8 protein-coding genes are annotated in these 12,893 nt (G+C 69.1%); all 8 read right to left on the reverse strand.

Annotation, left to right across the window (positions count from 1 at the left end; genetic code table 11):
- Positions 1-3: 3 nt before the first annotated feature.
- The 8 genes from glf to tssM all read right to left on the reverse strand — a co-directional run bounded on the left by glf (position 4) and on the right by tssM (position 12,877).
- Positions 4-1,128: a UDP-galactopyranose mutase gene (glf, locus tag WMF29_RS26815; protein WP_437322985.1), complete on the reverse strand. Its 1,125-nt coding sequence runs from the start codon at positions 1,126-1,128 to the stop codon at positions 4-6.
- Positions 1,113-2,267 carry a glycosyltransferase family 1 protein gene (locus WMF29_RS26820; RefSeq protein WP_437322986.1) on the reverse strand — a complete coding sequence of 385 codons (1,155 nt, stop codon included), beginning with the start codon at positions 2,265-2,267 and terminating at the stop codon, positions 1,113-1,115. The genes glf and WMF29_RS26820 overlap by 16 nt, the downstream gene beginning before the upstream one ends.
- A gap of 699 nt (positions 2,268-2,966) precedes the next feature.
- Positions 2,967-3,557: a TIGR00730 family Rossman fold protein gene (locus tag WMF29_RS26825; RefSeq protein ID WP_272093884.1), complete on the reverse strand. Its 591-nt coding sequence runs from the start codon at positions 3,555-3,557 to the stop codon at positions 2,967-2,969.
- Positions 3,558-3,711: 154 nt separating this feature from the next.
- Positions 3,712-5,196, reverse strand: a complete 1,485-nt coding sequence (tssC, locus tag WMF29_RS26830) for a type VI secretion system contractile sheath large subunit (RefSeq protein ID WP_437322987.1) — start codon at positions 5,194-5,196, stop codon at positions 3,712-3,714.
- Positions 5,197-5,199: 3 nt separating this feature from the next.
- Positions 5,200-5,691, reverse strand: coding sequence for a type VI secretion system contractile sheath small subunit (gene tssB / locus WMF29_RS26835; RefSeq protein ID WP_012237614.1), 492 nt, complete (start codon positions 5,689-5,691; stop codon positions 5,200-5,202).
- Between the two features lie 142 nt (positions 5,692-5,833).
- The gene (tssA, locus tag WMF29_RS26840; RefSeq protein ID WP_437322988.1) at positions 5,834-7,513 is read right to left on the reverse strand and encodes a type VI secretion system protein TssA; all 1,680 of its coding nucleotides are present in this window, start codon (positions 7,511-7,513) and stop codon (positions 5,834-5,836) included.
- A gap of 142 nt (positions 7,514-7,655) precedes the next feature.
- A complete protein-coding gene (tagF, locus tag WMF29_RS26845) occupies positions 7,656-8,630 on the reverse strand; it encodes a type VI secretion system-associated protein TagF (RefSeq protein ID WP_437322989.1) in 975 nt (324 codons plus the stop codon).
- Between the two features lie 530 nt (positions 8,631-9,160).
- Entirely contained in the window at positions 9,161-12,877 is a 3,717-nt protein-coding gene (tssM, locus tag WMF29_RS26850) for a type VI secretion system membrane subunit TssM (protein ID WP_437322990.1), read from the reverse strand.
- Positions 12,878-12,893: the final 16 nt, after the last annotated feature.

A 12,893-nucleotide genomic window follows, 5' to 3' on the forward strand; every position in this document is an offset into this window, starting at 1 on the left:
TGTTCAGGCAGCGACGGTCACCGCCGCGCCGTCGAGCGTGGCTTCGCGGATCTGGTCGAAGGTGGCGAGCGCCTGACCGACGACCTGGTCCATGTTGTAGTACCGGTAGGTCGCGAGCCTCCCGACGAAGCGGACGTTCGGCGTGGCCTCGGCGAGGGCCTTGTACTTCCGGTACAGCTCCCCGTTCTCGGGCCGCGGCACCGGGTAATAGGGGTCGCCCTCGCCTCTCGGGAACTCGTACACGACGCTCGTCTTCGGGTGCTCTTGCCCCGTGAGGTACTTGAACTCCGTGATGCGGGTGTAATCGTGCTCATTCGGGTAGTTGATGACCGCGTTCGGCTGGAAGACCTCCCTGTCGTGCGTATCGAACTTGAATTCGATTGATCGGTAGGGGAGCTTCCCGTAGCGGAAGTCGAAGAACGCGTCCACAGGCCCGGTATAGATCATCTCCCTGAAGCTCACCTCGTTCATGAACTCGCGATAATCGGTGTTCAGGAGCACACGGATATTCTTGTGGTCCAGCATGTTCTCGAACATCCGCGTGTAGCCGCGCAGCGGCATCGCCTGGAACTCGTCCGTGAAGTACCGGGAATCGTGGTTCGTGCGCGCCGGCACGCGCGAGGCGACCGCGGCGTCGAGCTCCGACGGGTCGAGGCCCCACTGCTTCCGCGTGTAGTTGCGAAAGAACTTCTCATAGAGCTCCCGGCCCACCTTGCTGACGACCGCGTCCTCGGAGGTGCGGCAGTGCTTGATCGGCTCGGCGACGCGCGCGAAGAACGCCTCGACCTCGGCGGGCGAGTAGCTGGTTCCGTAGAGGGCGTTGACCGTATCCACGTTGATCGGGAACGGGACGAGCTTGCCGTCGACGTGCGCGAGCACGTGGTGCTCGTACGGGCGCCAGCCGGTGAACTGCGACAGGTAGCGGAAGATGCGCGGCGACGCCGTGTGGAAGATGTGGGGACCGTACTTGTGGATGAGGATCCCGGCGTCGTCGTAGCAGTCGTACGCGTTGCCGCCGATGTGAGGCCGCTTGTCGCACAGGAGGACCGACCGGTTCATCTGCGAGGCGAGGCGCTCCGCGAGCACGCTGCCGGCAAACCCGGCGCCGACGATCAGGTAGTCGAACACGGTACGTCCCCTCCCGTCCGGGCGGCCGATGGACGCTTGGATTGGAGTGTGTCGGCGACGAGCATCGACATCGATCGCCATGTCCTGTCCCATGACGTCGCGCTCACCATCTCGTCCGCGATCGCGACGTGCTCCTCCCGGGGCCCAGCGAGCGCCGCCTCGACCGCGGCCGCGAAGGTGGAGGCGTCGGCGATGTGGACCGCCCTCTTGTCGCCATACGGCGTGACCACGTCACGGATGGCGGTGGAGACGACCGGCTTCCCCGCGGCGAGGTACTCGAGCGTCTTCGTCGGGCTGATGAACCGGGTCGCCTCGTTGAGCGCGAACGGCATGATGGCGACGTCCCAGCCGCGGAGATAGGCCGGGAGATCCTGATAGGGTCTCTGGCCGAGCCAGTGGATGTTCGGCCGCCGGGGCAGCGTGGCGGGGTCGATCTTCACGACCGGCCCGAGCATCACGAGCTGGAAGGCAGGCCGCTCCTTGGCCACGCGGGCGACGAGATCCATGTCGAGCCGCTCGTCGATGACGCCGAAGAACCCGAGGCGCGGCCTCGGGACGCCGCGCTGGTCGTCCGGCTCCGAGGTCTGCCCGCGCGCCTTCGCGAAGTGGGCCGCGTCGACGCTGCTCGGGAAGGCGTACACCGACGGGTGGTGGGCGCGCTTCGCCTCGTAGAGGCTCTGGCCGCCGGTGAACACGAGATCGGCGCGCGCGAACAGCTCGCGCTCCCGATCCCGGAGCAGCGGCGGGGCGCCCCGGAAGGCGGAAAGTTCATCCATGCAGTCGTAAACGACGAGCGATGGCTCCACGTCGGCGGCGATGGGCAGCGACATCGGCGTGTACAACCACAGGATCGGCTGCCGGATATCCTGCTCCCGCACGAGGGAGTTGAGCAGGTGTCGCTGCTGCGCGAGGGCCTCCTCCGGCTCGGCGCGGCGGCGGAGGTGGGGGACGATGACGGTGAGATTGGCCTCGACGTGCCTCGCGTCGAGCCTCGGGGGCCCGTCCTCGAACACAGGCTCTTCGACGAAATAGACCCGCCTCTCCTGCGCGAAGCGACTCATCAAGTGGTTGGGTCGCTGGAAGACGAAGTTCCAGCGCAGGTGCGAGAAACAGAGGAGATCCGGCCCGGCCTGCTTCATCTTGTCTCCGATTTCTGTGATTGGGATCGTACCGCCCCAGGTCTTAGCAAGTTACGCGCCGGCGACGGGATGGAGCCATTGATCGTCACGCGTCACGTCGCGACCGGGCGAGGTCACGGCATTGAAAACTGCGCCAATCCGCTACATGACCCGCGCGGCGCGCTGAACAGCGAGGTGCTCTGGCCGGCGTTGTGCTCGGTGAGCGCGATACGGATGAACTTGTCACGGATGAGCAAAACGCGCCGCGTTCAGGCGTTTCCTGCTGGAGCCTCGCAAAAGCCGCAACTGGGCTGCACCCTGATAGGCGCCTCAGGAGGCGAGGACGGTTGTGGATGCAGGATGCTTGCCGGGGCTCTCTCCGGCAGGGCGCTGTCCGCGCGTTCCGTGTCCGCGCGTCGGCGCACGGGGCGAGAGAAGAGGGCTCGAATCGACGGAATGCACATCGCTCCTGGTCCCCGCGGCGCCGCCGAGGCTGCGCGCCTGCCGGGGCTCAGCGGCCGGCACACGGGCCAACGGCGGCAGAGCTCGCTCCTGCTGACGCCGTGCGCTCGCAGCGAGAGCGACCGTCGGAGCAGGGCCGCTCGTGGCCCGACGGGCGCCGCAGCGTCGGTCATGGCGCGCTCCTTGCTGCTTACTCGCCGACAGGGCGCCGCCTGCTAGGGCGGGCAGGAGGGTTCAGCCGGACATCGAGCGATGGGCTTACCGTTCGCCGGGCGTCATCCACTTGGCCTCGGCGCTCGGGCGCCACGCGGCCAGCAGCTCCAGGAGGGCCGGCGCATCGTCGGCGACCTGCAGCACGGCGCGATGAGCCGGCTTCATGAACTGCTCGGCCACGACGTGATCGAGAAACGCGATCAGCGGGCGGTAATACCCCGCCACGTCGAGCAGCCCGACCGGCTTGTCCTGAGAGCCGAGCTGCGTCCAAGTCCACACCTCGAACAGCTCTTCCAGCGTCCCGACGCCCCCCGGCAGGGCGATGAACGCGTCCGCGAGGGCGGCCATCTCCGCCTTGCGCTGGTGCATCGTCTCGACCACGCGGAGCTCGGTCAGCCCGCGGTGCTCGATCTCCCGCTGGTTGAGGAACCCCGGGATGACGCCGATCACCTCACCGCCGCGCGCGAGCGCCGCGTCGGCGACCGCGCCCATGAGCCCGACGCGGCCGCCCCCGTACACGAGCCCGATCCCTCTCGCCGCCAGGAGCTCACCGAGCCGCACGGCCGCCTCGCGGTAGGCCGGCGATACGCCGGGGTTCGACCCGCAGTAAACGCAGATCCTGGAGAGCGTTCTCATGGGCGCGAGCCTACGCCGGCAGGCGAGCTCGTCCAAGCGGGGATCGGTGGGCCGGCGCGCCGTGAGAGGTAACACTCCCCCCGGCGGCGCGCCCTCGCCCCCCCCGCGCCGCGGCCTGGCACCGCCGCGTGGCGGCGGTGCCGTGGCCGGCGGCTCACTCCTTGTCGAGCTTGCCGACGAGGCTCAGCGTGAAGAACGCGCCCATGTACTTGAAGTGCGGGCGCACCTGCATGTCGACCTTGTACCAGCCGGCGTTCCCCGGCACCTCGGTCACGATGATCTTCGCCTTGCGGAGCGGCCTGCGCCCGCGCGTCGCCGCGGAGACGACGTCCTGATCGGCGACGTACTGGCCGATCCAGTCGTTGAGCTCCTTCTCGAGATCGGCGCGCTCCTTCCACGTACCGATCTGCTCGCGCTGCAGCACCTTCAGGTAGTGCGCGATGCGGCACATGATGAACATGTACGGCAGCTGCGTGCCGAGCCGGTAGTTCATCTCGGCCGCCCTGCCCTCGTCGCTCTGCCCGAAGAACTTCGCCTTCTGGGCGGAGTTGGCCGAGAAGAAGCAGGCGTTGTCCGAGTCCTTGCGGAACGTGAGCCCGATGAAGCCCTCCTCGGAGAGCTCGAACTCGCGCCGCTCGGTGAGCATGATCTCGGTCGGCACCTTCGTCTGGATCTCGCCCATCGCCTCGTACTGGTGGAGCGGCAGGTTCTCCACGGAGCCGCCCGCCTGGGGGCCGATGATGTTCGGACACCAACGGTACTTGGCGAAGCTGTCGGCGAGCCGGGTGGCGAAGGCGTACGTCGCGTTGCCCCAGCAGTACGCGTCGTGCTGGCCGACCACGTCCTCCTCGTAGTTGAACGCCTTCACCGGGACGGTGTTGGCGCCGAAGGGCAGGCGGAGCAGGAAGCGCGGCATCACGAGCCCGACGTAGCGCGCGTCCTCGGTCTCGCGGAACGCGTTCCACTTCGTGTACTGCGGCCCCTCGAAGAGCGCCTTGAGGTCCTTCAGGTTGGGCAGCCCCTGGAAGTCCTTCAGGCCGAAGAACTGCGGTCCGGCCGCCGCGATGAAGGGCGCGTGCGACATCGTCGCGACCGCGGCGCACTTCTGCAGGAGCGCGATGTCCTGGGGGCCCGGGCCGAAATCGTAGTTCGCGATGATCGCGCCGACCGGCTTGCCGCCGAACTGCCCGAACTCGGCCGAGTAGACGATCTTGTAAAGGCCGCTCTTCGGCACCTCGGGGGCGTCCTCGAAATCGGCGAGGAGGTCCTCCTTGGAGCAGTTGAGCATCTCGACCTTGACGTTCTCGCGGAAGTCACACCGGTCGATGACGAACTTGAGGCCGCGCCACGCGGACTCGAGCTTCTGGAAGCTCGGGTTGTGGAGGATCTCGTCGATCTGCCGCGACAGCTTGACGTCGATCTCCGCGATCAGCGCGTCGACGAAGGCCTTGTCGACCTTCTCCCCCTCGCGCCGCGGGGCGACGAGCTCCGAGATGAAGGCCTGCACGCCCCGCTTGGCGATCTCGTACCCCTCGTCGCCGGGCGTCATCTTCGTCTCGGCGAGGATCTCGTCGAGCAGCGACCCGCCCTCGAGGGTCTGGACGCCCGCGCTCCCCGCGGCCTGTGTCTCCGTCGCCATCGCTTACTCCCCTTCCTTGTCGAGCCCGAGCTCGCTCACGATCTTGTTGCGCTGAGCCGGGTCGCTCAGGATCTGCTGAATCTTGTTGCGGAACGCCTTCTCGTTTCCGAGCGGGCCCTTGAGGGCCGTCAGCGCGGCGCGCAGGTCGAGCAGCTTCTTGAGCTCCGGCACCTGGTTCGCGATCGCCTCGGGCTCCATGTCGCTCAGCCGGCGGAACTTGAGGTTGACCGTGAGCTCGCTGTTCTCCTGCTCGGACAGGACGTCCTTCACGTTGAAGGTGAGCGCGAGCTTCTGCTCGCTCATGACCTTCTGGAAGTTGTCCTTGTCCACGTTGATGGGCTTGCGGTCCTCGAGGGGCCGCGGATCCGGCCGCTGCGTGTAGTCGCCGAGCATCAGGAGCTTCAGCGGCAGCTCGACGTCCTCCTTCGCGTTCCCGGTGGCCGGCTTGTACGTGATGTTCACGCGCTCTTTCGGCGCGACCGATCCCTCTTTCATCGCAGGCTCCTTTCCCCGTCAGCAGCGGGCGGAGCGCCCGCAGGCCGAACGAGCATAGAACAAAACCCCCGCCCCTCGGGCAAGCTTCTCCGCGCGACGCGCGTCCGCCCTCCCCCGTTCCTCGCACCCCCGCGCATCCCGCTCACTCCCCCAGCGACAGCTTCAAGGCGAGCGCCGCGTCGAGCTGGCAGACGCGCTCGAAGCAGAGCGCTTCCTTCGCCTTGGCCTCGGGCGTGGCCTCGTACCCCTGGTTCAGGACCCGGTAGCACGTGTAGAGCGCGGCGTAGAGCTCCGCGCAGAGATCCGGCTGCCAGGTGGTGAGTCGGTGGTGGTCGACGAGGTGCTCCAGCGCCTCGAGCTGCGCCCGCGCCACGAGGAACTGGGACAGCTCGATGTTGATCTGGGCCATCGCGAGCCTCACGCGGAAGCGGTCCAGCGCCGACGGAGCCGCGGCCGCGGCCTTCTCGAGGAGCGCCATCGCGTCGATGGGCTGCTGGTTCGCGACGAGCCCTCGGGCCTCGGAGAGCGGCTTGTCGAGGTAGCTCCGCGGCCTCGCCGGGGCTGCCGCGCCGCTCGCACCCGAGCCGCCGAGCGCGGCCGCGACCTCGGACGAGAGCCAGGCCTGCGTCTCGCCGTCCGCGAACGGCGTACCGTCGCTGAACTTGAGGGTCGGCAGGAGCGGCGCGCGGAGCAGCAGGGTGCCCACCTCGACGAGCACCGCCCGCTTGGCGTCGGCGTAGTCGTCGCCGAGCTGCTCGAGCGCGTTCGCGACGTACCGGTGCGGATCGAGCCAGAGGGGGTAGCTCTGCGCGTACTCGTCGGCGACCTGCAGCAGATCGGCGAACGCCCCCTGGCTCGTGAGCGCCGGCAGCGTCTGCAGCACGTGCTCGGGCGGCGGCGGGATCGCCGTGCTGCCCGTCGGAGACGACGCGCCCGGATCGTCGAGGAGGTCGACCCAGAGCCCGACCCGCAGGACGCGGTACGCGGACGCCCGCTTCGGATCCGCCGCCCGGAGCGCGTCGCCCGCGCGCGCCATCAGGGGCGAGCACTTGCCGAGAGCGGCGAGCGCCGAGTCCTCGTCGACGATCGCCTCGAGGCTGAGCGCCGGATCGCCCGCGGCAGCCACGGCCACGGGCGCGGGCGGCGGCGCGGCGGCCGCCGGCGTGACCGCCCGCTGTGCCTCGACCTTCGGCGGCTCGACCCGCGGAGGAGGCGGAGGCGGAGGCGGCGGCGGCGGAGGCGGCGGCGGCGCCTCCGCGGGCAGGCTCGCGACGAGGCTGCGGATCGCGTTCCGCAGCGGGCCGAGCCCTCCGTAGGCGTCGCCGAGCTTGTCGGCGAGGTCGACGTCCACGGCGCGGCTCACCTGGTCGATGGCGTTCACAACGTCGCGGTCCGCGGCGGAGACGGCGAGGCCGGAGAGCGTCCCTGCCGCGAGGTCTCCGAACCAGGAGCACAGGTTGCCGCGCGCCTTGGGCCGCTTGATCGCGGGATACATGGTGTCCCAGAACGCGTTGTTCAGCTCTTGCACGAGCACGAGCCCGTCGAGCAGGCCGGGCAGCTTGTCGACCTGCGACTTCGCCGCCGCGTAGTAGAGCGCGACGCGGAAGTCCTTTGACTTCTCGCTCAGGAGCTCATCGGCGACGCTCGCGATGCGCCCCCAGTCGACCTTGCCGCCCGCGAGCGACTGCAGCTTGTCGACCTCGTTCTTGAGGCCCTCGAACGCCTCGTCGTAGGTGACGTCGGCGCCGACGCCGCCGTTGATGGGCGCGAACAGCGCCTCGATCCGCTCTTTGGATTGTTGGACGGCGTCTTCAGCGGCCATGGGGCGCGCAGGATATCAAGGCGTCCTGGGTGTGGACGGCGAATCAGACGACGATTGCATGGCGACTCCGGCGGGGAGCCGGACGGCCCACCGGAGCGGCCGCGCGCGGGGTCGAGCGGGCGCCTTCGGCTCGGCCATCGGCTCAGCCGAGGGCATCCAGGAAGCTGTCGAGCGACAGGTCGGTCCGGGCGACGAGCGCGTCGAGCTCCGGCCCGAGCGCATGTCGGGAAACGTGCTCCTCGACCCGTGGAGGTCCGCAGAGATCGGCGATGTGTTCGGCCTGGGTGGTCGGCGCGATCATCTCGCGGAACGAGCCCACGTGGGGGGGACCGAGGTGGAGGAGCAGGGTGCGCTGGGGTGTCCAGAACGCGTTCATCAGCGTGCGTCCCCATTTCGACAGGCGGCGGGTCATGTCCATCCACACGGCGGCGGCGTAGGCGTCTCCTGCGCCGAGCGGCAGCCTGAGGGCGAGCCCTGTCCTAGGGAGCTCCTGACCGCGGAATGGGATCACCGAGTCGAGGATGTTCTGCAGCACCCAGAAGCGGCTCGCGTCGGTGCCGAAGCCGGCGTCCCAGAGCGCCTTCATCGGCTGGGTCTTCAGCCATGCGCGGTAGGCGGCGTGCGCCGCGTCGGGGTCGTCGAGCGACGGCGGCGCGATCTGGGAGACGCGGTGGAGGAAGGCATCGACGGGCAGGGTCCTGCCGTTCGCCGCGGCGTCGTGGGCTGCGGCGAGGAGGGGGAAGAGGGTGATGGGGAGCGACGGCCCGGCGGAGACGAGTTGATCGTAATCGTAGGACCCGAACACCACCATCGGGTAGAGCCGCCCGGCGTTATCGCCGCTGGCGGCCCAGGCGCCCACGAGCCCGCGGGTGGGCGGCTCGTCGCCTTTCGGTTCCCCGTGGAAGACGAAGAGGCCCAGGGCGGTCTGGTAGTGCGCGTCGAAATGGGCGCCCATGGCGCGCCGGGCGAAATCGATGGACGCGCCCAGCCAGCGGTCGAAGGCCGCGAGCTCTTCTCCGCCTGCGTTCAGCCGGATGAAATCGCCCGTGGCGGGCAGCTTGCCGAAGCAGCCGATCTGCGGCGGAGCGGCAGGGCCCTTCTTGCGGCGCCAGAACATGACTGCTGGGAGTGAACCACGAACCGCTCACCGAGCGCTACCACCTTCCCGGTTGCGGCGGGAGCGTGCGGGGAGGGGGCCGGGCGCGCGGGGGCGGCGGGGGGCCCTCCCGCGAACTCGCGCCTTTTGGTGGCCATTGCCACATGCGCGGATGAGCCGAGATCATTCGCGTCCCGCTCCGGCGCGGGCCGGCGCTCGGATTCGCGGGGCCCTACCCCGCCGCCCCCGCGCGCCCGGCCCCCTCCCCCGCACGCTCCGTTCCAGTCCGCGCGACCCGTCCCCCCGACAAGGATCCGCGCAGCCTCCCCCTTTTCACAAAGAGCCAGCGGGGGAGGGGGTGTCGTGCGGGGGGCCGGCGGGGTAGGGCCCCGCGAATCCGAGCGCCGGCCCGCACCGGAGCGCCTCGCGCCCGGTCTCGGCTCCCCCGTTCTCACGGCAACGGCCCCCCAAAAGGCGCGAGTTCGCGGGAGGGGCCCCCGCCGGCCCCCCGCACGACGCCCCCTCCCCCGCTGGCTCCGTTGCTGTCTACCTCACCCTTTGCCGAAGCGATCGCCGATGCTGGCAGGGCAGTTGGTCGCCCGGAAGAAGCTCGTCGGGAACGGGTGGTTCCCGCGGGTCGGCCGGATCTCCATGGTCACGATCACAGGCGGCGCGGTCATCTGCCAGGTCACCGTGAACAGCTCGTCGTTGTCCTTCTGGGCGGTGGTCGTCCCGGCCTCGAAGAGCCGGAAGATCCCCCACGGCCCTTCGCGCACGAGCTCCTCGTCGAGCCCGCCCGCGCCGCGCACCTGGATCCTCGCGCCCTTCGCGCCTTCGCCCGGCCAGTTGAAGGTGTGCCAGAACTCCTTCTCGTTGCGATAGAGCCTCTTCTGGCCGTCGACCTCGAAGACCACCTCGCTCACGATCGGGCTGACCGTCTTCATGTTGATGTGGAAGACGACCTTCGGCTCCGCCCCGCCGCTGCTCCCGAAGAGCGCGTCGGAGATCTCGTTCGAGCGCCGGAGGCAGTTGTACAGGTTCGCGCTGAACGGCGTGAACGGCTTCGCCGCCTGCGGCTGCCCCGACAGGTGCGCCTTCGGGAAGAACTCGTGCCCGACCTGGTAGTGGAAGCCCTTGAGGTATGTCTCGTAGAAGCCCCAGAGCACCCCGTCCTTCGGCTTGAAGAAGGCCATCGCGTCCTCGAGCGACGCGTCGCGCGACGAGGCGAGGTTGAACGGGTAGCGGTCCTTGATCTTGTCGCGGTAGTGCGGCCAGACCTCGACCTCCCAGATCCCGCTCGCCGCGCCGCCTGCGCGCCGCACGACGGCCTTGTACGCCTGCCGGAGGGGGTTCATGAGGAGCGGCTCCATCAGCCGCTGCCCGTTCTGGTCCATCGAGAGCAGCAGCCCCTGGGTCTCCTTCACCGCGTCCTGGAACGCCTCCGTGGCCTTCGAGGTGTCCGCGTCCGGCGGCCCGTCCTCGACGACGCTCATCTCCCCTGCCAGCCGCTCGAGGTGGCCCACGTACTGGCCGAGCTTGGGCGGGGGCGGCGGGGGCTGCCCTTCGCCTGCCGGCGGCTGGGGCACCCCGAAGCTGGCCATCGACTCGAACTTGTCGGGCACCGGATCGTAGTGCTCGCGCTGGTTCCCCGTGAGCATCGAGTCGATCCGCACGCCGGTCCGCCGATCGACCTTCTGCGCGATCATGTCCTTGGCCCTGTCGAGCAGGCCGCCGTCCGCCGTCAGCAGGCTCGGCTTCTCGTCCTTCCCGAACTGCGTCTCGTCCGAGAGCCGCTGGAGCAGCCGCCGGTAGGGCCAGTCGGGCGTGGAGAGCACCCTGAACTCGTGGATCGCGTCCCGGTTCGTCTTCGGGACGTCGACCTGGATGTCGCGGAAGAACGCCTCCCACTGCGCGATGTACGCGTTGTCGTAGTCCTGCCGGACGCGGTCGAGCTCCTTCTGGATCTGGTCGCCCTGCCGCTTCTCGTCGTTCGACAGCGGGAGCACCCAGAGCTCGCGCTCGAGCTTCTTCCTCCCCTCCTTCAGCGACTCGAGCACCTGCGCGTGCCCCTTGGCCGTGTAGGGTCCCTGCACCTCGAACCACGTCCCGCCCCGGTTCTTCTGCGCGCTGTGGATGACGGTCAGCACCTCGGACCGATCCGCGAACATCTCGTTGAGCGACACCGGCGGGTACTTCAGGTTCTCCGGCGTGTTCGGCCCCGACTCGTCGTACTTCTGATCGATCAGGCTCGTTACAAACTGATCGTAGTAGCGCTTCGTCGGGTCGACCCGCAGCAGGTCGGCGCGCGCCCGGGCGATGAGCGGCTCGTTCAGCTCCTCGGCCTCGAGCTTCTTCCGCCGCACGAGGTCGATGTAATACGCGACGTGCGGCGTGAGCCGCTCCTTGAGCTCGCTCTCGGGCAGATCGGTGAACGGCTTCAGGGTGTCGGCCCAGACCTGGACGAGCCGCCCGGTCTGCCACCGCGCCGCCTGCTCATCCATGTGGCCCTGGTACTCCTTGCCGAGCAGGAGGTAGCTCCGCAGGGCGTTGTAGCCGTCCAGGAACTCCCCTTCGCGCACCTTCTCGAGCTTCGCCTCGAGCTGGGCCTTCGCAGGGCTGACGAAGCCCTGCTTCAAGCTCATGATGTACTGGCCCATCGTCGGCGGGAACAGCTTGTCCCCCTGGAACATGAACCAGCCGTACTCGATCGGCGTGTTCTCGACGTAACCGTCGAGCTTCCCCACGTGCTCCTGCAGCCGATCGAGCTTGTCGATGTTCGCTCGCACGTTCGGCGGCGCGCCGGCCCGCCCGGACCAGTCCACGAACGCGATCTCGTCCGAGATGCGCCGGGTCTCGGCGACGAGCGCCTTGTTGTTGAAGTACGAGATCACCGCCGGCAGCAGGAACAGCAGCGCCACGAACGCCGCGGCCGCCGCGACCAGGATCCGCTGCATCCGCCGCCGCCGGAGCTCCGCCTCGGAGCGCGCGGCCAGGTCCTGATCCGGGAAGACGACGTTGGTGAAGACGTCGTGCAGGAAGAAGCTCTTCGACTCCTTCGGGAGCGCGGCGTCCTCCTCGCCCTCGCCGAGCCCGGCGCGGAGCCCGAACGCGCGCCCCATCGCCCCGACCACGCGGTCGAGCGGCCGCCCCTCCTGGACGCCGCTCGTGAAATAGAACCCGCGCAGGATCGGCGTGGGCGCCGCGCCCGCCTTGGGCGCGAACGCCGCCGCGATGAAGTCCGAGAGGTTGCGCTTCACCGCCGCGAACTCGAGCGGGAACTGGTAGCTCTTCTCCTTCACCTCGCGGTTGCGCTCGCCGATGAGCCGCTTCGTCAGCCGCGCGTGGAGCTTCTCGACGAGCACGTCGAACTCGCGATCGAAGATCTTCCCGGGCTCGTCCTTGTTCTCGTCGAGCCGCACGGTGGCGCCCCACGCCTGGGCGCGCTCGCTCTTCTTCAGGTCGCCGAAGTACTCGGTGAAGCCCGCCACCAGGTCGCTCTTCGTGAAGAGCACGTAGACCGGCAGGACCATGTGCAGCGTCTGCTGCATCTCGTCGATGCGCGCGCGGATCTTCTTGCCGGTCTGATCGATCTGCTCGTCGCTCGCGTCGAGCAGCTCGCTCAGGCTCACCGCGACGATGACGCCGTTCAGCGGCTTCTGCTCGCGGTGCTGCAGCAGCGTCTCGAGGAACGCCATCCACTCGTCGTGGTCGTCGCTCTCGGTCGTGTACCGGCCGGCCGTGTCGAGGAGGATCGCCTCGTTCGTGAACCACCACTCGCAGTTCCTCGTGCCGCCGACGCCGCGCACGCCGGTGCGCTCGGGGTCGACGTACGGGAACACGAGCCCGGAGTGCCGGAGGGCGGTCGTCTTGCCTGCCCCGGGCGGGCCGACCATCACGTACCAGGGGAGGACGTAGAGCGCGTCGGCGCCCCGCTTGCCCCCGCCGAGCTTCGAGGCCTTGAGCGCGGCGATGCCCTCCTGCATCTGCCGGTTGAGCTCCTGGATCTCCGCGCGCCGCTCCGGCTTCGCGTTGATCACCTGCTCCTGCGCCTGCTGCGCGATCGCCTTCTCGAGCGCCCGCGCGGCGCGCGCCGCGCGGATGCGCCTATAGATCGCCAGCCCGACGAGCACCGCGAGGACGACCGCCGTCGCCACGAGCGGGATCTCGATCGGGAACGCCTCGGCCCCCTCCCCTGCCGCCGGGCGCAGCATGAACCACACTCCCCACACGGCGGTGAGGAACAGGGCGCTCAGGATCCACAGCCACATCGGAAGTCTCCCTCGG

It is taken from the genome of Sorangium sp. So ce381, assembly GCF_051473845.1.
In the GTDB taxonomy this organism is placed as follows: Bacteria; Myxococcota_A; Polyangia; order Polyangiales; family Polyangiaceae; genus Sorangium; species Sorangium atrum.